The organism is uncultured Sunxiuqinia sp., from assembly GCF_963974515.1.
GTDB lineage: Bacteria > Bacteroidota > Bacteroidia > Bacteroidales > Prolixibacteraceae > Sunxiuqinia.
Genome location: NZ_CAXBDD010000002.1, coordinates 70,506 through 95,766, shown reverse-complemented (window position 1 = coordinate 95,766; position 25,261 = coordinate 70,506). Strand labels below are relative to the sequence as shown.

Annotated in this window: 19 protein-coding genes; 13 read left to right on the top strand and 6 right to left on the bottom strand. The window is 43.1% G+C overall.

The window, feature by feature from the left end:
- Positions 1-34: 34 nt before the first annotated feature.
- The 4 genes from AAC033_RS01125 to AAC033_RS01110 all read left to right on the top strand — a co-directional run bounded on the left by AAC033_RS01125 (position 35) and on the right by AAC033_RS01110 (position 4,162).
- A complete protein-coding gene (locus tag AAC033_RS01125; protein WP_339734465.1) occupies positions 35-745 on the top strand; it encodes a ThuA domain-containing protein in 711 nt (236 codons plus the stop codon).
- Between the two features lie 35 nt (positions 746-780).
- Positions 781-2,103, top strand: coding sequence for an MFS transporter (locus AAC033_RS01120; RefSeq protein WP_339734463.1), 1,323 nt, complete (start codon positions 781-783; stop codon positions 2,101-2,103).
- Positions 2,104-2,393: 290 nt separating this feature from the next.
- Positions 2,394-3,674: a PQQ-dependent sugar dehydrogenase gene (locus AAC033_RS01115; protein ID WP_339734461.1), complete on the top strand. Its 1,281-nt coding sequence runs from the start codon at positions 2,394-2,396 to the stop codon at positions 3,672-3,674.
- 149 nt (positions 3,675-3,823) lie between these two features.
- Positions 3,824-4,162 carry a cytochrome c gene (locus tag AAC033_RS01110; RefSeq protein ID WP_339734459.1) on the top strand — a complete coding sequence of 113 codons (339 nt, stop codon included), beginning with the start codon at positions 3,824-3,826 and terminating at the stop codon, positions 4,160-4,162.
- Here AAC033_RS01110 and AAC033_RS01105 read toward each other — a convergent pair.
- Positions 4,159-5,895, bottom strand: a complete 1,737-nt coding sequence (locus AAC033_RS01105; protein ID WP_339734457.1) for a cellulase family glycosylhydrolase — start codon at positions 5,893-5,895, stop codon at positions 4,159-4,161. The two genes, AAC033_RS01110 and AAC033_RS01105, sit on opposite strands and share 4 nt — an antisense overlap.
- Before the next feature lie 56 nt (positions 5,896-5,951).
- Complete coding sequence (locus tag AAC033_RS01100; RefSeq protein ID WP_339734455.1) at positions 5,952-6,683, bottom strand: SIMPL domain-containing protein; 732 nt, start codon at positions 6,681-6,683, stop codon at positions 5,952-5,954.
- 115 nt (positions 6,684-6,798) lie between these two features.
- Here AAC033_RS01100 and AAC033_RS01095 point away from each other — a divergent pair, with 115 nt between their 5' ends.
- On the top strand, positions 6,799-9,636 hold the full coding sequence (locus tag AAC033_RS01095) for a PD-(D/E)XK nuclease family protein (RefSeq protein WP_339734453.1): 2,838 nt from the start codon (positions 6,799-6,801) through the stop codon (positions 9,634-9,636).
- Here AAC033_RS01095 and trmD read toward each other — a convergent pair.
- A complete protein-coding gene (gene trmD / locus AAC033_RS01090; RefSeq protein WP_339734451.1) occupies positions 9,633-10,310 on the bottom strand; it encodes a tRNA (guanosine(37)-N1)-methyltransferase TrmD in 678 nt (225 codons plus the stop codon). The genes AAC033_RS01095 and trmD overlap by 4 nt on opposite strands.
- 251 nt (positions 10,311-10,561) lie before the next feature.
- On the opposite strand from trmD, the gene AAC033_RS01085 reads away from it, so the two are divergent.
- The 8 genes from AAC033_RS01085 (at position 10,562) to AAC033_RS01050 (ending at position 20,708) form a co-directional block, all read left to right on the top strand.
- Positions 10,562-11,020, top strand: coding sequence for an Hsp20/alpha crystallin family protein (locus AAC033_RS01085; RefSeq protein WP_339734449.1), 459 nt, complete (start codon positions 10,562-10,564; stop codon positions 11,018-11,020).
- Positions 11,021-11,203: 183 nt separating this feature from the next.
- Entirely contained in the window at positions 11,204-13,504 is a 2,301-nt protein-coding gene (locus tag AAC033_RS01080) for a DUF349 domain-containing protein (RefSeq protein WP_339734447.1), read from the top strand.
- Positions 13,505-13,641: 137 nt separating this feature from the next.
- A complete protein-coding gene (locus tag AAC033_RS01075; RefSeq protein WP_339734445.1) occupies positions 13,642-15,249 on the top strand; it encodes a CTP synthase in 1,608 nt (535 codons plus the stop codon).
- Positions 15,250-15,268: 19 nt separating this feature from the next.
- A complete protein-coding gene (gene yidC / locus AAC033_RS01070; RefSeq protein ID WP_339734444.1) occupies positions 15,269-17,197 on the top strand; it encodes a membrane protein insertase YidC in 1,929 nt (642 codons plus the stop codon).
- 69 nt (positions 17,198-17,266) lie between these two features.
- Positions 17,267-17,665 (top strand): thermonuclease family protein, encoded by a 399-nt coding sequence (locus AAC033_RS01065; RefSeq protein ID WP_339734442.1) that lies wholly within the window; start codon positions 17,267-17,269, stop codon positions 17,663-17,665.
- Positions 17,666-17,738: 73 nt separating this feature from the next.
- Positions 17,739-18,059, top strand: a complete 321-nt coding sequence (locus AAC033_RS01060; RefSeq protein WP_339734440.1) for an antibiotic biosynthesis monooxygenase — start codon at positions 17,739-17,741, stop codon at positions 18,057-18,059.
- Between the two features lie 19 nt (positions 18,060-18,078).
- Positions 18,079-19,719: a Zn-dependent hydrolase gene (locus AAC033_RS01055; RefSeq protein ID WP_339734437.1), complete on the top strand. Its 1,641-nt coding sequence runs from the start codon at positions 18,079-18,081 to the stop codon at positions 19,717-19,719.
- 191 nt (positions 19,720-19,910) lie between these two features.
- Positions 19,911-20,708: a dienelactone hydrolase family protein gene (locus tag AAC033_RS01050; RefSeq protein ID WP_339734435.1), complete on the top strand. Its 798-nt coding sequence runs from the start codon at positions 19,911-19,913 to the stop codon at positions 20,706-20,708.
- A gap of 118 nt (positions 20,709-20,826) precedes the next feature.
- Here the strand turns inward: AAC033_RS01050 and AAC033_RS01045 are convergent, their stop codons facing one another.
- The 3 genes from AAC033_RS01045 to AAC033_RS01035 all read right to left on the bottom strand — a co-directional run bounded on the left by AAC033_RS01045 (position 20,827) and on the right by AAC033_RS01035 (position 25,233).
- The gene (locus AAC033_RS01045; RefSeq protein ID WP_339734433.1) at positions 20,827-21,552 is read right to left on the bottom strand and encodes a redoxin domain-containing protein; all 726 of its coding nucleotides are present in this window, start codon (positions 21,550-21,552) and stop codon (positions 20,827-20,829) included.
- A gap of 522 nt (positions 21,553-22,074) precedes the next feature.
- Positions 22,075-23,283 (bottom strand): PQQ-binding-like beta-propeller repeat protein, encoded by a 1,209-nt coding sequence (locus AAC033_RS01040; RefSeq protein ID WP_339734431.1) that lies wholly within the window; start codon positions 23,281-23,283, stop codon positions 22,075-22,077.
- 42 nt (positions 23,284-23,325) lie between these two features.
- Entirely contained in the window at positions 23,326-25,233 is a 1,908-nt protein-coding gene (locus tag AAC033_RS01035; RefSeq protein WP_339734429.1) for an AMP-binding protein, read from the bottom strand.
- Positions 25,234-25,261: the final 28 nt, after the last annotated feature.

Here is a 25,261-nt window from a genome sequence, read left to right as displayed (position 1 = left end):
TTTCAATTTTCACCATTAATATAGTGATAGAAAAATGAAAAAAGTGTTGTTTTATACCCTTTTACTGGCTGGATTATCGGGCTTTAGCCAGAAAATTGAGGTTTTGGTTGTGACCGGAGGCCATGATTTTGACAGGGCTGCTTTTGCCGAGCTATTCGACTCGATGGAGCAAATTACCTGGGACGAGCTTGCTCAGCCCCAAGCCAATCAACTGATGCTGAGTGGAGGCATGGGAACGTATGATGTGCTCGTATTTTATGACATGTTCCAGGAAATTTCGGAGGAAGAAAAGGCCGCTTTTCGGCAGCTGCTACAGGAGGGTAAACCCATGCTGTTTTTGCATCATGCGCTTGTTTCGTACCAAACGTGGGGCGAGTATGAAAATATTCTAGGTGGCCGGTATTACGATTCGGCCAGATATAAAGAAATCCCCGAAAACGGGTTTTCAACTTATTTGCACGACACGAATATTCCGATTCGGCTGCTGGTTCCTGAACATCCAGTAAGTTCGGGATTAACGGATTTTACCTTGTTCGATGAAGTTTACGGAAACACTTGGGTGTCGCCTGAAGTGACCCCGATCCTGGGTACCGATCATCAGGAAAGCACCGAAATCATAGGCTGGGAGCACACTTATGGATTATCAAAGATTATTTATCTGCAACCCGGGCATGGTAAAACAAGTTATCAGAATCCGAATTACCGCATGCTTTTGTATAATGCAATAATATATCTTTCAAAATAATCATTTCTAAACAAATAATCTAAAAATCTGAATTTATGGAGAATGTAAATCAAAAAAGACTTTTTGTCGCCAGTTGTCTGGCCCTGCTGGTAACAGCTATAACATTTGCTATCCGGGCAAAAATTGAAGGGGTATTTTCAACCGACTATGGCTTAACCAAAGAACAGGTTGGCTATGCGTTTGGTCCGGCGTTCTGGGGCTTTGCTCTGGCGATGTTTTTTGGCGGTTTCATTATCGATTTGGTAAAAACCAGAACAATTGTTTGGTTGGCATTTGGCATGCACTTCGTGGGGATCATCCTTTTGTTGCTGGCTCGTGACATGACTTCGCTGTTTGTAGCCAACGTCTTTATTGGTTTCGGAAATGGTAGTGTTGAAGCGGCTTGTAATCCTTTGGTTGCTACTTTATTCCCGAACAACAAAACAAAAATGTTGAACCGCTTTCATGTATGGTTTCCAGGAGGAATAGTTATTGGGGGCGTATTGGCCTGGCTAGTGATGGATGTAGCCGGCCTGCGCTGGGAGATTCTGGTTAGCTTATTGTTTATTCCGCTGGCTATTTATGGGTTTCTTTTCCTTGGACAAAAAATTCCGGAGACAGAGCGCGTAACGAGCGGTGTTTCGTATAAGGAAATGATGCGTAATATTGGTGCTCCGTACACGATTATTTTAACTGTTTTACTGATGATTCTCGCTGCTTCAATTCCTTCGCTTCGTCTGGATTTTGACAGCACCTGGCCATACGTTATTGTTGGGGTCATTGTTGTTTTGGTAGTTGTTGAAGGAAGATTGGTCAATAAAATTACCCTGCTGTTTCCCCTGGTTCTGCTAGCCATGTTGCTAACGGCTTCCACTGAATTGGGTACTACACAGTGGATCAATGCCTTGTTGATGACCAACGGTATTAATCCGATGATTATTTTGGTGGTGGTTACCGGAATTATGGCTGTTGGCCGATATTTTGCCGGCGGATTAATTCATCGCTTAAATCCGATTGGTGTTCTGTTGGGCTCCGCCGTCATTTCTGTGGCGGGCTTGCTTTTGCTGAGCATTTCGAGCGGTGCGGCTATGACACTGGGAGCCGCAGCCGTTTTTGCCATTGGCGTTTGTTATTTCTGGCCTACCATGATTGGTGTCGCATCAGAATACATTCCGAAAAGTGGCGCCCTGGGCATGTCTATTTTAGGTGGCGCTGGGTTTGTGGCTACTTCAATGGTATTGCCAATTATGGGAAAGTCGATCGAGACTGCCGGTCCACAAATTACGCTGCGCAATATGTCGGTTTTACCGCTTATTTTGATTGTGATTTTTATCGTGCTGTATTTGGTTGTCAAGAATAAAAAATCCACGGCTGTTTAGCAAAGCTAAGCATTGACAAGATCAGTTTCTGATTACAGGTCGTTTCAGTAGCACTCTGAAGTGACCTGTTTTTTTTGGTGATATGCTCATCCATGGTCACCGAATCAGAAAGTCGTCTCCTTTGTACCGGTTTTAGCTCACTTTCTTTCCAAAGAAGCCCTAAACAAATCAAGTTTTGCCTTGTTTCCTTCTAAACGAAATATAGCAGATCAACTTTTGTTTGTCCGGACAATAATGCTTGTCGGATATTGACGTAGTTTTCAGCTTCCTAATGATTAAAAGAACAATGTATGATAAAGTTTATCAATCTTTTGCTGTCGTTATTTGTGTTTGTGGCATGCAGCAATGATTCGCACAAACTCAAGACAATTACGGGTGATTCGGACAACGGAGGACTGACTTTGCCAGAAGGTTTTTGTGCTTTGGTAGTCGCCGACAGCCTCGGGCAGGCCCGACATATCCAGGTAAATGATCAAGGCGATATTTACGTTTCACTGAATCAGTTGAAAAAGGGCGGCGGAATTGCCTGCCTGCGTGATACAACTAATGATGGCCGTGCTGATTTAATTGAATATTTTGGGCGGCACCACGGAACGGGAATCGCTTTTTGGAATAACCATCTTTATTTTGGATCCGATACACTGGTCGTGCGATATCCGATGGTTTACAGCCAGCTTCTTCCTCATGATTCCGAGGAAATCGTTGTTGCCGGCTTACCAAAGAACAACCAGCACGGTGCTAAACCTTTGACTTTCGACAAGAACGGAAATTTGTATGTTACTGTAGGGGCACCTTCAAACGCCTGCATGGAGCAAACCCGAACAAAGGGGTCGCCGGGAATGGATCCGTGTCCGTTGCTTGAGCGACATGGTGGTATCTGGAAGTTCAAGGCCGATGAACTGGGGCAGGATCAGATGGAAGACGGAGAGCGCTACGCAACTGGTATTCGTCATGCAGTGGCCATTGACTGGAATGGAGCCGAGAATACCTTGTACGCCTTGCAACACGGGCGCGATCAGTTACACCAGTTTTTTCCCGAGCTCTATAACGAGAAACAAAATGCAGAGCTTCCGGCAGAGGAATTTCTTTTGGTAGAGAAAGGATCCGACTTCGGATGGCCGTATTGTTATTACGATCAAATAAAACAGCAAAAAGTGTTGGGGCCCGAATATGGTGGCGACGGAAATGAAGTGGGGGCGTGTCATGCCAAAGATGATCCGATTCTGGCTTTTCCGGGGCATCTGGCGCCGAACGATTTGCTTTTTTACACTGGCGACATGTTTCCCGAACACTATCGTAACGGTGCGTTTATTGCTTTTCATGGGTCATGGAACCGGGCTCCCGAAGTGCAGGAAGGATATTACGTTGTTTTTGTTCCTTTTGAAGGTAAGGTTCCGTCAGGCAATTGGGAAATATTTGCTGATGGCTTTGCCGGAGTTGATCCGGTCAATAGCCCCCGCGATGCTGAATATCGTCCATGTGGACTGGCGCAGGGCCCAGACGGATCGTTGTTCGTTACCGATGACGCGAAAGGTCGCGTGTGGCGGATCATGTATAATCCGGCTATTTAATCCGATTTATCAACGAAAATTCATACGTAGTGAGGCAGTTCCTTTTTTATTTAACTTTTATAATCGTCCTTGTAATTAGTTCCTGTAATGGAAAAAACTCTTCCAATAACCATTCACGTGAAGTTGAAAGCTCTGAAAAATCTTCCAGTTTGAATGATGCCAAACCGGAGACTGAAACGCATCCGGGTAAAACGGTCTATCAAAAATATTGTTTGACTTGTCATCAGGCAGATGGTTCCGGCGTTCCCGGTATGTTTCCGCCGCTTAGTCCAAATGAATGGATTGCAGATAAGGACAAAATGATTGAATTGATGCTCAACGGACAAAGCGGTGAAATTACAGTGAATGGCGAGGTTTATAATAACTTAATGCCGGCGCACGATTTTTTGTCTGATCAGGAGATTGCTGATGTGATTTCATATGTCCGATCGAGCTTCGGAAACGATTTGGAGCCGGTAAGCAAGGAAAAAGTAGCGGCGGCCCGCTAAAATTGAAGTGACGCTTGTTTGATAAGTTTGCCAACCTGCATCCTTTCTTTTGCTTGCCAGCGAATGATATAGCGTCCGGCAGGAAGCCTTTTCAGATTGATTTGCTGACTCGATGGCATTTGTTGCTCCCAGACCAGGCTGCCCTGAAAAGAATAAACCGAGATCACACTGGCGCTGTCAGCGGTTGAGAAGTTCACCAATCCGTCGGTTGGGTTTGGAAAGAAAAAGGACGTTTGCACGATTGTGTCCTGGCTTTCTGTCGCAAAGCTAAGTTCGTATAAGGCGATTTCATCAATTTGAACATTTGTTTTCGAATAACCTAAATCCAGGACCAGCCGGGATTGGTTGTCGGTTTTGTTTTGCATTTGAAAAATAACCGAAAATAATTGAGGCCTTGGGGTCATATTCAGTGTTGAGTATCCGCTGTAAGAACTCCACGGATCATGGTCCATGCCGGCATAAACAGAAATGGGCCGATTGTTTTCGGCTTTGGCGAGTATCCGGATTTCGTAGGTCTTTCCTTGCTCCAGCAGCAAATCCGGATAAACTAACTGAATATGCCAACCCTGTGTTCCTGCATTTTCAATGTCAATGGTCAAATTGCCCAGACCAACCAATCCTGAAGAGGAGGTGCCATTCGAGTTGTTCAGGTGCCATCCTTCCCAATCGCCATCGTCTTCAAAATCAGTCTTTAAAAGTTCCTCCAAATTGACTGGCGTTGGTTCGGGCATTTCGTTTTGCAGCAGCGCATCAACCAGCTCTGTATGAAATGTCTGGTTTGCCGGATCATATATTCCAAAGCCTGCACTGTATTCCCAATAAGCCCAGCTAAAATTTTGCGACTCAAAATAACGAGTCAAGTAGGTTGTCCAGCGCGCACGCGAATCCATGTCTGCTGTCGAATAAGCGCCAAATTCACCAATATGAATCGGAACCTGATTGGTCTCGCGGTACAGGATGGCCGCTGCAAAATCGGATTGAACAGCCTGTCGCTCGGACTCTGTGTCCATCCATTTTGTTCCCAGCCATTGTTGAGCTTCATCGCCAGCCCATTCTGCTCCCTGATGCGTGAATGAAAAGGGGCTATAATAATGAATGGTCAAAATGAGACGGTCGTCAGCGGGCAGTTTTAATTTCGGTAATCCGACAAGTCCGCCATATTCAGCAGTTCCAACCATCAAAAATCGGTTCGGATTGCTGTTGCGTATCGCATTTACCGCATCAGCAAGAAAAAGGTTCCACTTCGCTGCTGTCAGACTACCGTGAGGTTCATTCAATAGTTCAAAAATCAAGCGGTCGGGATAATCAGAAAAATAGTTGGCGATTTGATTCCACATGGCTAGAAAGCGGGCTTTTTGTTCATCTGGCTTCTCAAATAGCATTTCGTGATGGTGCATATTGATAATTACATGGAGCTGGTGCTCAAGCGCCAAATCAACAACATGCTGGATTCGCTCCAAAAATGAAGCTTCAATCGTGTAAGGTGATTCCGCCATGCTGCGATCTGAAGGTTCCCATCGGATGGGAATTCGCACGTGGTCAAACCCCAATTCGGCGATTTGCTGAAGATAGGCATCCTGAAACGGATTGCCCCACGCTTCTTCGCTTGGAGCCTCAAACATATTGCCCAGGTTAATTCCCCGGCCAAGCTCTTTATTTTTTTCGAACGCCGGCGATTGCGGAAAAACAGACTTGGCAAGTACGAGTAGAACAATGACAATCGTAATTTTCATGATTGATTTGGTTTACGGGGAACGAGCTACTTCTGGTTGCATCAGCTCCCATGAAATTATCGGTTCTGCAGGATCACAGGCTGTCCTTGAATAGCAAAACGGGCAAAAACTTTGTAATTCAGTTTGATTTTCTTAAACGAGATTGCTGGTTCTTCTGCCACTTCAGCTTCATCCTGAAACGATGCCACGCCTCTGATCATCATTTTTTCAGCAAAGGGTTGGCTATAGTTTTCACGTTCCTGAATAAACAACGCTGAACCAACCTGCTGGTCGACAGCTTCAAGCAAATAGGAAGCCTTTTCCTTGGCGTTTTTGATTGCTTTTATTTTGACTTCCTTTTTGAAATCATCCATTTGGCTGTGATCAACACGCTGAATATGGGCATTTGCTGCATCAATTTCATCCAAAATTTCCCAAACATCGGCCAGTTCTTGTGTTGAACTCACTTGAAGAACATAGTTTTTCGAGGCCAGCACATCCTTATTTTTTCTTTTGATGGTTACATAGTCTGCATCAGCATCAGCCAGAGATAGTTTGGTCAATTCGAATTGGTTGACCTTCAGATGCTGTTTCATTTTCTTTTCCAAATCTTCAATATTGATTTTGGTTTTTCCGTCATACCGTTCCGTTAGGGTGAATTGAAGAAAAATCTCGTCAGGAACGACTTCGATTTCGCCTTCGCCGGTTACCTCAATGTAAGGTGTTGAATGCAGAGGGTTAGGTTCTGTTTGTGCAAAACTACTCACCGATAAAAGAAGGAGGACCAATACTAGTTTACTTGCTTTCATGATTGATAATTTTATTGTTTCTAATGGATTCATTTTTATTGATTTGTTTCAATGGTTGAAAAATCTTTTCTGCTCGGCTAAATTTAAGTATTATCTTTAACAAAAATAATTCTGCATGACACCATTTTTAACGCAAGTTGCCCGCTATTTATATTCAACCTTCGGTTCTGATCTGCACCGGATTTCGCTGGTATTTCCGAGCCGACGCTCCAGTGTTTTCTTTCATGCCTATCTGAATGAACTGGTGACATCGCCAATCATTGGCCCCGACGCGATCACAATCGATGAATTGGTTTCACGCATGTCGGGGATGCAAATATCAGACCAGATTGGTTTGATCCTGCATTTGCACCGGGTGTATGTTGCTGAAACGGGACATGACGAAAGCCTGGATGATTTTTTCTTTTGGGGCGAAATTTTACTCAATGATTTTAACGATATCGATAAGTATCAGTTGGAGGCGACCGATTTGTTCCGAAATATCAAGGACATCAAAGAAGTTGAGACTCGTTTTGACTACCTCACGCCAGAGCAGAAAAAAGCGATCGAAGCTTTTTGGGGAAATATGGGACGGGTGGATGGTTCGGTGAACCGAGAGAAGTTTATGGCCGTTTGGAATAAGCTACCGGCCATTTATCAGCGTTTTCGAAACGAGCTGTTGGATAAGAATGTCGGCTACTCGGGCTTGGTCTATCGCGAATTGATAGAAGAAAATGAACGGGATAAGGTTGGTCTTCCGGAAGGCGATCAGTTTGTATTTATTGGTTTTAATGCCTTGGATCGTTGCGAAAATAAACTATTTAAGCGTTTTCAATCTGCTGCGAAAGCCTTGTTTTTTTGGGATTTCGATGAACAGTTTTTGAATGATCCGGCGCAGGAGGCGGGGCTTTTTGTCCGTCGCAACCAAATTGAATTTCCAGCTCCTGAAGATTTTGTTTTGGATGAAGGCGCACAAAAAAAGCAGAAAATTAGCTTGGTTTCGGTTCCGGGACAAGTGGCCCAAGCGCAGGTTATCCATTATCCGGCCTTGTTTCAGGAAGAGATCCGAGCTGAGCGGTTTGACGATACAGTCCTGGTTCTTTCAGACGAGAGTTTGCTGGTTCCGGTTATTTCCTCTGCCGGATCACGCTTTCGGAAAATCAACATCACGATGGGGTATGCGCTTCAAAATACACCTGTTTATAGTCTGATTTCACTGCTGATTGATTTGCAAAAAAATAGTCGGAAACTGGATGGCAAGCCCGCTTTTTACCACCGTCCGGTGCTGGCTTTATTAAAGCACCAGCTGATCGCCAACGATGAAACCAAAGGCTTGGTTGCAGAAATCCGCAGTAAGAACAAAATTCATGTTCGGCAAGCAGATTTGAATCGGAGTGAGTTGTTGAAATTGATTTTTTCAACACAAAACAATTGGAAAGCCTTTGCAGAATATTTGATGGAAATCATCAGTAATCTGGGATTGCGCTTTTCCAGCGCCGAAGATGCGCCTGTGAAACTGGACGGGGAATATTTGTATCAGGCTTATCTGTCAATTCAACGCCTGGTGGATACCTTAGATGAACTGGCAGATCAAAAAATGTCGGTGGCTTTGTTCTTCCGTTTGCTCATTCAGCATTTGCAGCGGGTTTCCATTCCGTTTGAAGGCGAGCCGCTAACCGGCTTGCAGGTGATGGGTTTCTTGGAAACTCGCTTGCTGGATTTTAAAAAAGTGGTGCTTTTCTCGGTTAACGAAGGTAAAATGCCGAAATCAACGCCAGTGCATTCCTTTATTCCCTATCATTTGCGAAAAGCATTTGGGCTGCCAGCTTACGAAGAGCACGATGCCATGTATGCTTACTACTTTTATCGCTTGCTCCATCGCGCCGAAGAAGTGGTGTTGGTTTATAATTCGGCCACCGATGGCTTAAATTCGGGGGAAATGAGCCGTTACCTGTTTCAATTGAAGTATGATTCTGAAGTTCAGCCTAAGGAATATTATTTTGATTTTAATTTTAAATCATCGGGCAATGCGCCAATTGCCATTCCGGCTACAGTCGCGCATCAAGAAAAATTACTACGAAATTACACTACACGCAAGCTTAGTCCGAGTGCACTAAACACTTACCTCGATTGCAAGTTGAAATTCTATTTCAAGCACATTGCCTTTATCAAAGAATCGGAAGAGGTGTTGGAGGATGTGGATCCACGTCTGTTCGGAAACTTGTTTCACTATGCGATGGAAATGCTTTACCAGGATTTTGTGGGTAAGGAAGTGCAAAAAGATCATTTAAAGGCTTTGCTGGTCAATAAAGCAAAAATCGAGCAGGTAATCCGCGCTGCTTTCGCCAAAGAATATTACAAGGACAAGAGTTTGAATGATGTGAGGATAAGCGGTAAAAATATCCTGGTGAAAGATCATTTGGAGACTTACCTGCACCAGTTGTTGATGAATGACTTGGCGTTTGCTCCATTTAAAGTCATCGCGTTGGAAGGCAAATATGAAGCCGCGTTTGATTTGCTGGTGGGAGAGAAGAAGCAACAAATCCGACTTGGCGGAACCATTGACAGGATCGATGAAACGGTCAATGGTACGCGTATCACTGATTACAAGACCGGGCGTAATTTAAAATTGAATTTCAGGGAAGTCGGTCAGTTTTACGAGCGAGACAAAAATGGTCGCCCCAAAGAGATTTTTCAAACCTTGGTTTATTCTGAGATTTTCAAACGCTCAACCGGAGAAAGCAATTTGCTTCCAACGATCTATAAGATTGATGATTTCTTTGATGATGAATTTCATCCTGAAGTGATTTATGGAAACGATCCTTTGAATTACCAGCAGATTGCAGAGCCTTTTTGCGAAAGTCTTGATGAATTGCTTCGCGAAATGTTCAGCACAGGTCATGTGTACGATCAAACAGAAGATGATCGAAAATGTCGCCTGTGCCCGTACAATGTGATTTGTCGTCGCGGCTAGTCTTTTAGCAAATCAGGCCGCAGGAGTTTGGTGCGTTCGTAAGCTTCTTTTTCTTTCCATTCATTGATTCTTCGGTCGTTGCCACTGATCAGCACTTCGGGTACTTTCCAGCCTTTGTAGTCGGCTGGCCGGGTGTAAACAGGCGGGCTCAGCAAATTATCCTGAAAAGAATCTGTCAACGCAGAGGTCTCATCCGAAATCACACCCGGAATCAACCGGACAATGCTATCGGCCATCACGGCTGCTGCCAGTTCGCCACCAGTTAATACATAATCACCGATCGATATTTCACGGGTAATCAGGTGTTCCCGAACGCGTTGGTCAACGCCTTTGTAGTGCCCGCAAAGAATCATGAGGTTTCCTTTTAATGATAATTGGTTGGCAATTCCCTGGGTAAACTGCTCACCGTCGGGGCTAGTGTAAATAATCTCATCATACTCCCGCTGAGCTTTCAAATACTCAATTGCTGCTTCAATTGGTTGAATGGTCATCACCATGCCAGCGCCGCCGCTAAAGGCATAATCATCGGTTCGCTTGTGTTTGTCGGTGGAGAAATCGCGGATGTTGTGCACGTGTATTTCAACCAAACCTTTTTCTTTCCCACGTTTGACGATGGAATGATTAAACGGGCTTTCCAGCAATTCCGGAACTACGGTTAAAATATCGATACGCATGGTTCTGAATTTTGTGCAAAAGTAGCAACATTTCGCAAATTCAATGAGGTGAATTTACATTTTATATATCTATTTGTTTGCATAACATGACATATTGACTCTATTTTTTGACCGAAATCGGAAATTATGACTTAAATTATCGGTTTAACTGAAATTGTTTGTCCGATTTTGCATGCTGGAATAAATCTTGAAATGGGATAGCCAGAAACAATAAAATGCTATAATTACAAACAATTAGGAGGAAACAAATTATGAAATTAGTTAATGTTAGTCGCCCTGTTTATCAAGCAAATCCAATGGATGCTTTGTTGAACGATTTTTTTAATGCCAATCGCACGAGCGATCGTTTAGAAAGGCAAGAATTAGCTTATTCTCCGTCAATCAACGTACTTGAGAGTGATACTGAAGTTGTATTGGAACTCCTTGTTCCCGGGTACTCCAAAGATCAAATTCAGCTTGCTGTTGAGAATAATACTTTAATGGTGAAGAGTGATTTGAGTAAAATAGAAGAGTCAGCCCCCGAAGACTCCAGCGAGTTGAAATATTCACGCGTTGAATTTGAAAAAAAGGATTTTGAGAAAAAGTTCAGATTGTCCGATAAGTTGGATCAGGAAAAGATTCGTGCCGAAGTTAACAACGGAATACTTAAAGTAATCTTGGAAAAAAGAAAAGAAGCGATCCCCGTTAAGCGTCAAATTGAGATTGGATAATTTCAGTTTTTTTGAAGTAATAAGCAAATGCCACGAGATCTCGTGGCATTTGTTGTTTCTAAATGGATGTTTTTCGTACTTTATTGCTGATTTCTTTGAGTATTCGTACATTATATTCTATTTTCGTATGCGAAAGGGATCCTAATTCTCTGATAATTACTTAGTAATTTAAAAATTTATTACATGACATCTGAAGACCTGAAAAACTCAAACAATGAGTTAAAAGCAACACCAGAGGAAACTGGTGCTGCTAATGCGCCAGAATCGAACCCGGGAAGTGACTTCGAAAAGCAAAAAAAAGAGGTTCAAAGCTCAGAAGCCGACGAGGAAAAAGTGCAATCCCAATCTGATGAAAACATTGGACAGCCCGAAGAGCAGGAAGCTCCTGAGATTGATGAGGATGAAGTCGTCAGCGAAGAGCCAGTATCGAAGGAAGAGGCTGAGTCTGAAATTGAGGGGAAGCAAGAAGGAGTGAAAAAGGAGATTGAAGAACCGAAAACAGAGGTTGAAGAGGAAGAAACAGTGGAGTCTGGAGCTGAAAATCAGGGAGAAGATAAGGCAGAGTTAGAGGCAGAGAAAAAGGAACCTGCGGTTGAAGTTCAGAGCGAAGAGAAAGTTATTTCGGAAACTGAAGAACCAGTCGCTAAGGTTAAGCAAGAAGATAAAGCAGAATCAGAGGAGGCCCGTGCTGGAGAAGCTGAAGCGAAAAACGAGGGGAAGCATGAGGATAAGGCTCCTGAAGAGCCGGAGCGGCAATCGGTTGATTATACTGCGTTGAATGAGGTTGAGTTGATTAATGCTTTGCGTGAATTGCTTGAAAAGCATGCCGACGATGATATCAAAGCCGATATCGACAGCATTAAAATCAATTTCTACAAAAAGCATCGGGCTGTGGCTGAAGCGGAGAAAAAGCAGTTTCTTGAGGATGGAGGTAATGAAGACGATTTTGAACCGTCCAATGCCATTTATGAAGATGACCTCCGAAATCTACTGCGAGATTTCAGGCAACTTCGGAATCAGCAACACCGGCAAATGGAGGATGAGAAGGAAGAAAACCTCCAGCGCAAATATGAAATCATCGATGAAATAAAAAATCTTGTTAATCGCAAGGAATCAATCAATAAGACATTTCAGGAATTCAGGGATTTGCAGCAGGAATGGCGTGAGATTGGCTTGGTTCCACAATCTAGACTAAAGGATTTGTGGGAAAACTACCACCATCATGTCGAGAATTTCTATGATTACATTAAGATCAACCGCGAGCTGCGTGACCTGGATCTGAAGAAGAATCTTGAATCGAAGCTCATTCTTTGCGAAAAAGCGGAAGAGTTGCTGGTAGAGCCCTCTGTCATTAAAGCATTTAATATTTTACAAAAATACCATGAACAGTGGCGCGAAATTGGTCCGGTTCCCCGAGATAAAAAAGAAGATTTGTGGGAACGGTTTAAGGCAGCCACCTCAAAAATAAACAAGAAGCACCAAGGCTATTTCGAGGGGAGAAAACAGGAGCAAAAGAAAAATCTTGACGCAAAAACCGTGCTTTGTGAAAAAGCGGAAGAAATTGCCAATGCCGAGATTTTGAACCATAAAGACTGGGATAAAAGATCGCGTGAGTTGGTTGAACTTCAAAAAGTTTGGCGTACAATTGGGTTTGCTCCCAAAAAAGATAATAACAGGATTTACGAACGTTTTAGAAGCGCCTGTGATCAGTTTTTTGATGCGAAGCGCGAATTCTACGCTGAGAACAAGGAGCTGCAGATGAATAATTTGCAGATGAAAACGGATCTTTGCGTTCAGGCCGAAGCCTTAAAAGACAGCACAGATTGGCGTAAGACAACCGAAGAGTTTATCCGGATTCAGAAAAAGTGGAAAGATATTGGTCCGGTTCCACGCAAACATTCCGATCCAATTTGGAAACGGTTTCGTGCAGCCTGCGACTACTTCTTCGATAACAAATCAAAACATTTTCATCATGTTGACGAAGAGCAGGTTGAAAATCTGAAGCTGAAGAAAGAACTGATTGAAGAGGTTAAAAATTATAAGCCATCAAAAAGCGAGGATGTTAATCTTGAAAACATCAAAGAATTTCAGCGTCGCTGGACGGATATCGGGCATGTTCCTTTTAAAGATAAAGATGTGGTGCAGAACGAATTTCGTGATGCCGTCAACATGCATTTTGACAACCTTAAGATTGACGATCAGAAACGAAGTTTGTTGAAGTTCAAAACGAAAATTTCGAACATTTCCGGAACAACCCGTGGTAATAATAAAATGCGCTATGAACGCGACAAATATGTCAGCAAGTTGAAACAACTTGAAAGCGATCTGATTCTATTAAATAACAACATTGGATTTTTCGCCAATACCAAGAATGCCGAATCGCTGATTGATGATGTGAATAAAAAGATACAGGATACGGAAGAGAAAATCGAATTTCTAAAGGAGAAGATTAGTATAATTGACTCGATGGATGATGACGATTAACTTCAAAAGGGAACAACCCGCTAATTTTAGCGGGTTTTTTAATGGTTAATTCGAATTATAATAAGGCCATTTTAAAGCGCAATAATTTTTATTGATTAACTTTGTGCGTTTTTAAGAACTATTAAAAATATACGATTTTGTCAGCAACCAAGTACATCTTTGTAACGGGAGGTGTGACCTCCTCCTTAGGAAAAGGAATTCTAGCCAGCTCGTTAGCTAAGTTATTGCAAGCCAGAGGTTATTCTGTTACTATCCAAAAATTGGATCCTTATATCAACGTTGATCCGGGAACGCTAAATCCTTATGAACATGGTGAATGCTTTGTTACTGAGGATGGTGCCGAAACGGATTTGGACTTAGGCCATTACGAACGTTTTTTGAATGTGCCTACCTCGCAGGCAAACAATGTGACAACCGGCCGGATTTACCAATCGGTGATCAACAAGGAGCGTCGGGGAGATTACCTTGGAAAAACGGTGCAAATCATTCCGCACATCACCGATGAAATCAAGCGGAAAATCAAATTTCTTGGAAACAAGCGCAATTACGATATTGTGGTGACCGAAATTGGTGGAACTGTTGGCGATATTGAATCGCTGCCTTACATAGAAGCTGTTCGCCAGTTGAAATGGGAGTTAGGCTCCAATGCATTGGTCGTTCACCTGACTTTGGTGCCCTTTTTGGCCGCTTCGGGCGAGCTGAAAACCAAACCTACGCAGCACTCGGTTAAAATGCTGCTTGAAAATGGGGTCCAGCCCGACGTTTTGGTTTTGCGTACGGAGCACGATCTGAACCTCAGTATTCGTAAGAAAGTCGCCCTTTTCTGCAATGTTGATATTGATGCAGTTGTGCAGTCGATCGATGTTTCTACGATTTATGAGGTTCCAAATAAGATGCTGGAAGAAAAACTTGATCTGACGGTATTGAAAAAATTAAAATTGCCAACGAAAAACGAACCGGATTTAAAAGAATGGAACGAATTTCTGCGAAAACACAAAAATCCGGAACAAGAAGTTGAAATTGGCCTGGTAGGAAAATATGTTGAACTGCAGGATGCTTATAAATCAATTGCGGAAGCCTTGGTTCATGCAGGTGCTACCAACCGGGCGAAAGTTAATTTGAAATGGATTCATTCGGAGGAGTTAACGCCGGAAAATGTTGAAGAACAATTGGAGGGGTTGGACGGAGTGATTATTGCGCCGGGATTTGGACATCGTGGTATTGAAGGAAAAATTAAGGCCACACAATACGTTCGCGAAAACAATATTCCATTTTTAGGAATATGTTTGGGAATGCAAATCGCTGTTATTGAATATGCCCGCAATGTATTGGGAATGACCGGAGCCGATTCAACGGAGATGAATGACAAAACCACCGCACCTGTGATTGCGCTGATGGAAGACCAGAAAGGGATCTCGGAAAAAGGCGGTACCATGAGACTTGGTGCTTACGATTGCCACATCGTCAATAAAAAATCAAATTTTTACAAGACCTACGGAAAGACGGATATTCGCGAGCGTCACCGGCATCGTTATGAGTTTAACAACCATTACCTCGAGGCGTTCAAACAATCGGATATGAAACCCGTGGGAATCAATCCGGATACGGATCTGGTTGAAGCAATGGAAATTATGAGCCACAAATGGTTTATTGGAGTTCAATTCCATCCGGAGTACAGCAGCACGGTTTTAAATCCACACCCACTATTTGTTGCCTTCATTAAAGCAACTTTAAGCACTAAATAAAGAAAAAAAAACATTTAAAATGGATAGAAATACGATTATCGGGATTGTGCTGATTTTTACGATCCTGATTGGATTCAGCTATTTAAACCGACCTTCGGAAGAAGAGATTGAAGCAGCCAGAAGAAGGCAGGATTCCATCGTGCAAGTGGAAGCATCACGTGCAAAAGAGGCAGAGGTCCAAGCTCAAATCAAAGCCATGGAGCAGGATGCTCAGCCTGAAAATATCACAGAATCAGATTCTGCTGTTGTTTCAAAAAATGGACGTGACCAGTTTGGCGCTTTTGGCGAAGCTGCAACTGGAGAAGAAAAATTCATCACCTTGGAAAACAACCTGATGAAGGTTACCATTTCAACCAAGGGGGGTAAAATTTATTCGGTTGAGCTGAAAGATTATCAAACCTACGACTCTTTACCATTAATGTTGTTTGAGGGCGATGACAATTTGTTTGGATTCAACTTCTTTTCCGAAAATCGCAGTATCCGTACCGATGATTTATACTTTGTTCCTTCTGTCGAGCAGGATCGCATTATTGTAAGTGGGCCCGAGGTCCCAAAAGGGAAAGCGGGTCGCTTGAAATTCAATGAAGAATATGGAGGGGAAAGCAAGACGCTGAGCATGCGCCTGAATGCCGGAAACGGACGCTACATGGAGTATAAGTACACGCTGGAACACAACTCCTGGTTGGTTGGTTTTGATGTGAGCAATGTCGGATTGAATGAGCTGCTATCGCGAAACACCAATTACCTGAACTTCAATTGGGCATTTGCAGCGCCACGCCTGGAACGTAAATCGGAATATGGAGAAGACCGCTACACCACCATTAGCTACAAGTTTTTTGAAGATGATGTGGAAAAACTAAGTGCTGCCAAGTCGAGTGAAGAAACCTTAAAAACAAAGGTGAAATGGGTTAGTTTTAAACAATTGTTTTTTAACTCTACCATTATTGCTGATGAATCGTTCCCGACAGCTGATGTTCGTTACGAATACTTGGAAGATGACCCGAAATATGTGGGCCGTTATTTCACGGATATTGCTTTTCCTTACGAAGGAAATTCGCAGGAAGACCACAACATGCAGTTTTACTTCGGGCCAAACCATTATACAACTCTGAACCAGTATGACTTGTCGCTTGAGCGCCTGATTGACCTGGGCTATGCAATAGTCCGTCCGGTTAACAAATACCTGATTATCCCAACCTTTAACTTTCTGATGAAATACATTGATAATTTTGGGATTATCATTTTGCTGCTAACCATTTTTATTAAGCTCATTGTTTTTCCATTTACCTATAAGTCTTACATCTCGCAGGCTAAAATGCGGTCTTTGAAACCAGAGATTGATGAGCTGAACGAGAAATTTGGCAAAGACAAGCCCATGGAAAAGCAGCAGGCGACCATGGCTTTGTATAAAAAAGCGGGAGTTAATCCAATGGGGGGCTGTTTACCCATGTTGCTACAGTTTCCAATCCTGATTGCCATGTTCTTTTTCTTTCCAACGTCGATTGAATTGCGTCAGGAAAGCTTCCTGTGGGCAACCGACTTGTCCTCGTACGACTCGATTATGAGCCTGCCATTTAAGATTCCATTTTATGGCGATCATGTCAGTTTGTTTTGTCTGCTGATGACTGTGACAACCGTCATTTCAACAAAGATGAACTCCCAGGCGGCCAGTAGCCAGCAAATGCCGGGCATGCAGACCATGATGTACCTGATGCCGGTCATGTTCCTGTTCATTCTAAATAATTATTCATCAGGTTTGAGCTATTATTACTTCCTGGCTAACATCATTACCATTGGTCAAATGTACTTGTTTCGGTACATGATTGATGAGGACAAAATCAGGGCGCAACTGCAAGCTAATAAAAAGAAAGGGCCAGCTAAAAAATCAAACTTCCAGAAAAGACTGGAAAAAATGGCCAAAGAAAAGGGAATGCAACTTCCGAAATAATATTTAAAATGCTGCCAATTTTGGCAGCATTTTTTGTAAATTATCGTTCGTAACTTAAAAATGCAAACGATGTATCAATATCAGGCAGAAATACAACGGATAGTCGATGGCGACACTTACGACATTGACATAGACCTGGGATTAAGTGTGTGGGTTCGTAACGAACGCGTCCGTCTCTACGGTGTAGACACACCGGAGGTCTACGGTGTAAAAAGAGATTCGGAGGAATACTTGTTGGGAGTGGCGGCTTCCGGATTTGTCAAATCGCTCGTCAAGAAAGGAACATTGGCTATCGTGGAGACCATCAAGGACAGCAAAGGAAAGTATGGCCGCTATCTTGTGGTATTGTACGTTCGTGTTCCTGGTGAACTACTCGCCGGGCATGATAATATCCGGGCCATCGCCGATTTCTATTGCCTGAATGACTTACTCGTAGCTAAAGGGATGGCGGTGCCTTATTTTTTATAGCTCGTTCAATTCTAATAGTACTTTGCATTCTTTTGAAGCAAGATAATGCTGTGATTTGATAATTGAAACGAAAATGATTGCAAAAACTCCCCGTCCTCCTTATTATGCCGTAATATTTAGCTCTGTCAGAACTGATATAGATGATAAGGAATACGCGGAACTTGCTGAAAAAATGGAGGCCCTGGTAAAACAGCAAGACGGTTTTCTGGGCGTCGAATCTGCACGGAATGAACTGGGATTGACGATATCTTATTGGAGAGATCTTGAATCAATACGGAACTGGAAAATACATGCAGACCACGTTTTTGCGCAGCGGTTAGGAAAGGAGCGCTGGTATAAAAGCTATAAAACACGCATTGCCCTGGTTGACCGGGATTATGGTTTTGAGAAATAATCACTGAAAATAAACTACAATGAATAAATTGATTTTTTTAACGGTGGTGGGAGCCGGACTCTTCATGAGTTCCTGCACCGACAAACCCAAACAAGAGGATACAGTGAAAAGCGAAATCGCTTCGAAGGCCGATGCATTTGTCTCATTTCAACTGACAACAGATCTTTCGGTACTGACCGAAAAAGAGAAACAAATGTTGCCTCATTTATTCAAAGCAGCAGAAATCATGGACGATATCTTTTGGATTGAAGCCTTTGGCGAAAAAGAATCGGTGTTGTCTCAAGCTTCAGAGGCTGCCATGGGGAAGTTTATCAAAATCAACTATGGGCCCTGGGAACGGCTGAATGACAATGAAGCTTTTTTGGAAGATTTTGGGGAAAAGCCAGCTGGGGCAAACTTTTATCCGGCTGATATGACGAAAGCTGAGTTCGAAGCCTGGGATGAGCCCACAAAAACCAGCCAGTATACTTTGATCCGTCGTGATGAGGATAGAAACCTAACAGCCATCCCGTATCACGAAGCTTTTCAAGAACAGATTGGCGAGGCGGTTGAAGCGATTCGCCAGGCGTCGGAGTTAGCCGAAGACCCCGGACTGAAAAAGTACCTTGAACTGCGCGCCGAAGCTTTGTTGACCGACGAGTATTATGAAAGCGATGTGGCCTGGATGGACATGAAAAACAATACGATTGATTTTGTGGTAGGGCCCATTGAAAACTACGAAGACCAACTTTTTGGCTACAAAGCAGCTCACGAAGCGTTCATTTTAGTGAAAGACAAAGCGTGGAGCGCCCGACTCGATAAGTATGCTGCCTTGTTGCCCGACCTTCAAAAGGCGTTGCCAACACAAGAAGTCTATAAAAAAGAGACACCCGGCTCGGATTCGGACCTGAATGCATACGACGCCATATACTATGCCGGTGATTGTAACGCCGGAAGTAAAACCATCGCCATCAACCTGCCTAACGATGAGCAAGTTCGGGCCAATAAGGGCAGTCGCAAATTGCAATTAAAGAATTCGATGCAAGCCAAGTTCGACCAGATTTTAATGCCAATTACCGATTTGCTGATTGCTGAAGACCAGCGTGAACATGTAAAATTTGACGCGTTTTTTGAAAATACCATGTTTCATGAAGTGGCGCACGGTTTGGGGCTGGGAAGTACAATCAATGGAAATCAGACTGTTCGTGAAGCGCTCAAGGAAACCTACACCTCGATAGAAGAAAGTAAGGCCGATATTTTGGGCCTTTGGGCCGTTTATCAACTGAACGAATTGGGCGAGTTTACTGACAAGGATCTGATGGACAATATGGTTACTTTCATGGCCGGCATTTTCCGTTCGGTACGCTTTGGAGCCGCCAGCGCCCACGGAAAAGCCAATATGATTCGTTTTTACTATTTCCAGGAAAAAGGAGCTTTTGAGCGCGATGATACGACAGGAACCTACCGCGTGAATTACGAAAAGATGAAACAAGCCATGTTGGATTTGTCCGACCTGATTTTGACAGTACAAGGCGATGGTGATTATGAAAAAGCAAAAGCGATGATTGAAGAAATGGGATTCATCCGCGAAGGTTTACAGGCCGATCTGGATCGAATTAGTGAGGCTGGGATTCCTGTTGATATTGTTTTTGAACAGGGACCTGAAGTGCTCGGGCTGTAGACGTTTTCCGCGAAGAAAAGGGAAACGCCGACGTTTTGAGCCATTGGGTGTCGCGATTTTACCTTCTTTGTAACTAACCATAGATTTGACGGATGATAAGGATTTTTTTAGGTTCATACTTCTCTACTCCTCTTTACAAACAATACGACTTGAGTTATTGTTAATCCTTTGATAACCAATAATGAAAAATCATGGTAAAAATAGTCAGTCTAATTGTATTTGTGCTGTTTTTGAGTGAGGCAAATGCGCAGGATTTTGCCCGTAGACAGTTGGAAGCGTCACCACGTCATCACGAATGGGTGAAGGTAAAATCCGGCGAGCGGGAAGTTCACTGCTTTGTGGTGTTCCCCGAAGTCTCCAAAGAAGCAACTGTTGCCATTGTAATTCACGAAAATCGCGGTTTAACAGATTGGGTGCGAAGTTTTTCCGACCAATTAGCCAAGGCTGGTTACATTGCTGTAGCACCTGATATGCTGTCGGACTTCTCAACCGACTATCAAAAAACCAGCGATTTTCCTTCATCAGATGATGCCCGCAACGCCATTTATGAGTTAGCTCCGGAACAGGTGAAAAACGATTTGAATGCCGTGCAATCCTATGCGGCCAAAATGCAGGCAGGCAATGGAAAAACAGTAGCGATCGGTTTTTGCTGGGGTGGTTCGCAGAGCTTTCGGTTTGCCACCAACAACGACAAGCTGAAAGCAGCTTTGGTCTTTTACGGCAGTGCCCCGGAATCAGCTTCAGAAATTGAGCGGATAACGGCCCCTGTTTACGGTTTTTATGGTGAAAATGATTCCCGCATCAATTCGGGCATTCCGGCAACGGAAAAGATGATGAAAGAAGCCGGAAAAATCTATGATTATGTAATTTATGACGGCGCAGGTCATGCCTACATGCGTCAGGGCGACGCCCCTGAAGAATTGGGTGACAATAAAAAGGCCCGCGATGAATCATGGAAAAGAATTAAAACAATTTTATCAGAGATTTAATGGAGCAGGGAATAGTAAAAAATTGAAAGGGGCCCTAAAAGCCCCTTCCTGCTGCTGTTAAATTAAATGCCCTCAAACAATTGAAAATAATCGCAAAAATTCTCAACCTAAGTTTGGGCTATTTACTAACTTTCTTAAACCACATTCGGTCTCCCACATTATAATATTCATTTTTCAAGTCCGGGTTATTTGCCAAATCTTTTTGAGTATAAGGAAAGTGTGGGACCATCATATCATCTCCCGTCGTCCAGTTGGCAGGTGTCAGTAACTTGGTTTTGTCTGCTGCCTGGAGGGCAAGAATGGTTCGTTCAATTTCAGTGATGTTCCGTCCTATTTCTATCGGATAGAAGTTAATTGAGCGTACCGTGTTTTGAGGGTCAATGATGTACACTCCGCGAATATCGCGGCTGGTGCTCGTCGGCGCGTGTAGCATGCCATAAGTGATGGAAACTTTCTTTGATGAATCATCAATGATGGGAAACTGGATGGTTTGCTTTCCTCTACCTTTGTAGTCCAACTCTTCGAGATGGGCTTTCCACATGTTATGCTGCGATAGATCATCAGTTGAAATAATCGCGAATTTCACATTCAATAAATCGAGTTCTTTTTGCATGTAGGCTAACTCAAGAAGCTCAGAAGAACACACTGGCGTAAAATCTTTCGGATGACTAAAAAGTATTTTCCAGCTTTCGCCGAAGTCGCTTGGGAATGTTAATTCACCATTGGTTGTTTGTGCTGTAAATACGGGTGCTTTAGCGCCTATTAACGGGATTTGATTGGACTGAGCATAAGCGACACTGATCACATAAAAAAAGAGAAGAAGAAATAACGCATTCGTTTTCATACTTGTGTATTAAAATTGTCTTTTAGTAAAAAAATGGATTAACGGAAAAAAATGAAAGAGTCTGCAACGGATGAGAATGTCAACACTTCTTGCTCACATTCTTATCCAGGGATCAAATTACTTTAAAGGTTATGTTTCCTTTTGTTCACTGCTAGCAACGCGACAAATAAACGCCAATTTATAAGCAACCTGCAATACGTGATTTCCGTACCTTTTTATATTTTATTTTAAGCCGGTGGAATGAATGGATGGCTGCAATAAATTGATATACATATTGTTAGCGTGCATCACCTGAATATAAAATCGTATGCTCCAAATACCTTAACGAATGTTAAAAATGCTGTTATTAGGAGTGATTTATTGACTGGAAGATTTGTTTATTCCAAAAATACGTCTGTTTATATTACTATAAAACAATAAGATAGGAATTGTAATTAGTATTTTAACTTTTTTATTTGAACGTTCTATTTTTTCTAGAATTTTGACTACTTCATTTATACTATGATCAAAGCATGCCGGATGTCATTTTGAAATTTTGTATCGCCAGACGGAATTACTGAATCGGACAAATAAGTCTCCCATATAAATTACTGGATGTGAATAAGCATGAACGGTTGGAAATTCAGGACTTTCAAAACGGCTAATGAGTTCAAACCCCTCTGGAGTTGGTTTGGCCAAGGCGATTTCTCCTGTTTCAGTGAAAATAAAGAATTTGCCGTCGGCCATTACAAAAGCGCCCGGTTTTATTTCGCGAGTCGTAAAAACTTCTTCTCCGTCGATCCACCGTAAGGCAGCCCAGTGTTTCTTTTGATCCGCCGTGCCGTGAATCAATCCGTCAACCACTTGTATTCCACTCAACTTCGAATCGAAATCGGTATTCTGCCACAGTGTATCCAACTGCTGTGTGGCATCGTTAATTTTATACATGACCGAACCTTCTCCGTAGCCGGAAGAGTAGAAGATTTGTCCATCCTGATATATCGGTTCGTTCGAGTGGTTACCGCGCCTTTCGGTCAATGCATGTTTTAGTTTCACCACGCCCGTTTTCGGATCAAACAAAACCAAGTTGAAATCGAGATTGAGCAAGCAAAGGGTTTTTCCGTTGTGCTCGATAAGCCGCGGCGTGCTATAAGCATTCGCATTTCCTTCCACTTCGGTTTCCCAAACCACCGTACCATCATATTTGTTTAGCCCAACCAGAGAAACTTCCTGACCGCCAGGTTGCAGAATAACCAAATCTTTGTAAACCAATGGTGACTCGGTGTAGCCCCATTTGATCAGCTCACCTCCATATTTTTCAAAAATGTTGACGTGCCAGATTATTTTGCCGGTTTTCATGTCCAGGCAGACAGCATCGCCATAGGCTCCTGAGTAATAGAGTTTGCCATCGTCCAAGGTAGGCGTGCCACGCGATCCGGGAAATCGAAAAGTGAAATCCTGACCATACTCAGTTTTCCAGACCATTTCACCGTCATGAGAAAAATGGAAAACATAGCCCGTTGAATCGTGCATGCCGGCAATAAACAAACCGGCTTCGGTAATGGAGGGCGACCCATAACCTTCACCGATGCCGCTGTAGGTCTGTTTGATTGGTAGCGTGTCACTGGGCCATTCATCCAAAAGATCGGTGTCTGGATAGCGAGCATCTTGGTTGGTCCCATGCCAGCGGTGTGCCTGTCCAAAAAAGAGTACTGGAAGGCAGATTAGTATGATTAGAAAGGCTAGTTTCATGATTTAAAATTTGTACTTCCGGGTGAGGGAAGGGGGGTTAAGTCAACTGTTCCATTTTCGAATCGCAGCAATGTTGCGATCGTTAATCATGTTTTTGGCTTCGGGTGTATAAAGGAATTCCAATTCTTCAGCAAAGTACTCGTTAATTTTTCCGCGCACTATTTTCATCAGGGAGTTCAGCAGGTGATTTTTCTCTGTAAATGCTTCTGGAAGGATAACAACCGTTGCAGGTAGCCAACGCTGTGGAAACTGGTTTTCAAATTCTCCGCCTGGCCGGTATTTGTTTAACTCAGCCCAGAGTATTTTAATGCTCTCAACATAGCCTTCGTCGGTTCCTGGAGTAACACCTTTATGCTTCAATTCTTGGTTAATTGCCTGAATGTTTGGAACAATCATGCCCGAAGTGTATGGATTTTGATTGTTATGAAGCACGCACTGGTCAATGAATTTTGACTGATCAATAAGGGCTTCCTCAATCCCTTCGGGGCTGAATTTTTCTCCATCGTTTCCAATCAATAAACTTTTAAAGCGCCCCAGGACATAGAGAAAGCCATCTTTGTCTACATAGCCCATGTCGCCGGTGTGTAGCCAGCCATCTTTAATGGTATCTGCCGTAGCCTGCGGGTTTTTCCAGTAGCCCAGCATCACGTTGTCGCCTTTAATGATGATTTCACCTTTTTGCCCGGTGGGCAATTCCTTTCCTTCATCGTCCACAATTTTCAGCTCCATGTATTTTACGGGCTTACCCGATGAGCCAAACTTGATGGCGTGCAACGCATTCGATGAAATAACCGGCGATGCTTCAGAAAGTCCGTAACCCTGGCACATGGGCATTCCAATCGCGTAGAAAAATCGCTGCAATTCAATATCGAGCAGGGCTCCTCCGCCAATAAACAGCTTTAAGTTTCCTCCAAAACCTTCCCTTATTTTTGAAAATAATATTTTATCGTAAAAGGCCATCAAGGGTTTGTAGATGAAACGCATTCCCTTACCTTTGTCATGCCCAAAACCATTGTATTTATAGGCAATATCTAAAGCGTGATTGAATAGTTTTTCGGCTGTTTTTCCTTTTTGCCTGATGTTGGTTTCAATGCCTTTTCTGAAATTTTTGGCAACAGCTGGGACGCTCATCAAAATATTAGGTTGAATTTCCTTGATATTCTTTGGAATATTTTTTAGCGTTTCCATGGGGGTTGAACCTACCTCGAGCGATGCGATGCTGGCGCCATTGTACATGAAACAGTAAAGACAGGCAGTATGTGCAAAGGAATGGTCCCAAGGCAAGAAGGCCAGCGTTTTCCAATCCGAAGTAATATCCATCAGCGAGTTCGATTGAATGGTGTTGGCCGCATAGTTCAGATGCGTTAGCATGATTCCTTTGGGATCGGCGGTTGTCCCTGAAGTGTAGGAAATATTGGCCAAATCGTTGGGTTGAATATTTTGGTAAACTGCTTCGAGCTTTTTCTTGTTCTCTTTCAGAAAACTTTTTCCCTTTTCAATGATATCACCATAGTAGAGGTCGCTTTGACCTAAATCTTCTTTTTTGTCCAGGTAAATTATTTTCTCAAGCGTAGGAACTTCGTTGCGAATGGCTTCAATTTTCGCGGCCTGCCCCTTGGATACAATAACCATGCGTGCACCGGAGTGTGAGAGGCGGAACTTCAACTCGCTCGCTTCATCGAGCTTGACTGACATGGGAACATTGACAGCGCCGGCATACAACATGCCCAGTTCGCTAATAATCCATTGGTTTCGGCCTTCTGAAACCAAGCCAATCCGGTCACCTTTTTCAATACCAATTGATAAAAAGCCTGCAGCCAATTGAAGTACTTCTTCACGTGTCTGCCGGTAAGTCGTTCCCTGATAGCCTCCCTGTTTCTTTTCCCACAAATAAATATGCTCGCCGTAATTGCTTACACTGGTTTCAAAGAGCTCTATAATCGTTTTCATTCGCCTTGATTTAATTATTTTTTCGGTA

Coding starts and splice junctions, on each gene's coding strand:
- AAC033_RS01125 (WP_339734465.1), top strand. CDS start 35: ATGAAAAAAGTGTTGTTTTATACCCTTTTACTGGCTGGATTATCGGGC.
- AAC033_RS01120 (WP_339734463.1), top strand. CDS start 781: ATGGAGAATGTAAATCAAAAAAGACTTTTTGTCGCCAGTTGTCTGGCC.
- AAC033_RS01115 (WP_339734461.1), top strand. CDS start 2,394: ATGATAAAGTTTATCAATCTTTTGCTGTCGTTATTTGTGTTTGTGGCA.
- AAC033_RS01105 (WP_339734457.1), bottom strand. CDS start 5,895: ATGAAAATTACGATTGTCATTGTTCTACTCGTACTTGCCAAGTCTGTT.
- AAC033_RS01100 (WP_339734455.1), bottom strand. CDS start 6,683: ATGAAAGCAAGTAAACTAGTATTGGTCCTCCTTCTTTTATCGGTGAGT.
- AAC033_RS01095 (WP_339734453.1), top strand. CDS start 6,799: ATGACACCATTTTTAACGCAAGTTGCCCGCTATTTATATTCAACCTTC.
- trmD (WP_339734451.1), bottom strand. CDS start 10,310: ATGCGTATCGATATTTTAACCGTAGTTCCGGAATTGCTGGAAAGCCCG.
- AAC033_RS01085 (WP_339734449.1), top strand. CDS start 10,562: ATGAAATTAGTTAATGTTAGTCGCCCTGTTTATCAAGCAAATCCAATG.
- AAC033_RS01080 (WP_339734447.1), top strand. CDS start 11,204: ATGACATCTGAAGACCTGAAAAACTCAAACAATGAGTTAAAAGCAACA.
- yidC (WP_339734444.1), top strand. CDS start 15,269: ATGGATAGAAATACGATTATCGGGATTGTGCTGATTTTTACGATCCTG.
- AAC033_RS01065 (WP_339734442.1), top strand. CDS start 17,267: ATGTATCAATATCAGGCAGAAATACAACGGATAGTCGATGGCGACACT.
- AAC033_RS01060 (WP_339734440.1), top strand. CDS start 17,739: ATGATTGCAAAAACTCCCCGTCCTCCTTATTATGCCGTAATATTTAGC.
- AAC033_RS01055 (WP_339734437.1), top strand. CDS start 18,079: ATGAATAAATTGATTTTTTTAACGGTGGTGGGAGCCGGACTCTTCATG.
- AAC033_RS01050 (WP_339734435.1), top strand. CDS start 19,911: ATGGTAAAAATAGTCAGTCTAATTGTATTTGTGCTGTTTTTGAGTGAG.
- AAC033_RS01045 (WP_339734433.1), bottom strand. CDS start 21,552: ATGAAAACGAATGCGTTATTTCTTCTTCTCTTTTTTTATGTGATCAGT.
- AAC033_RS01040 (WP_339734431.1), bottom strand. CDS start 23,283: ATGAAACTAGCCTTTCTAATCATACTAATCTGCCTTCCAGTACTCTTT.
- AAC033_RS01035 (WP_339734429.1), bottom strand. CDS start 25,233: ATGAAAACGATTATAGAGCTCTTTGAAACCAGTGTAAGCAATTACGGC.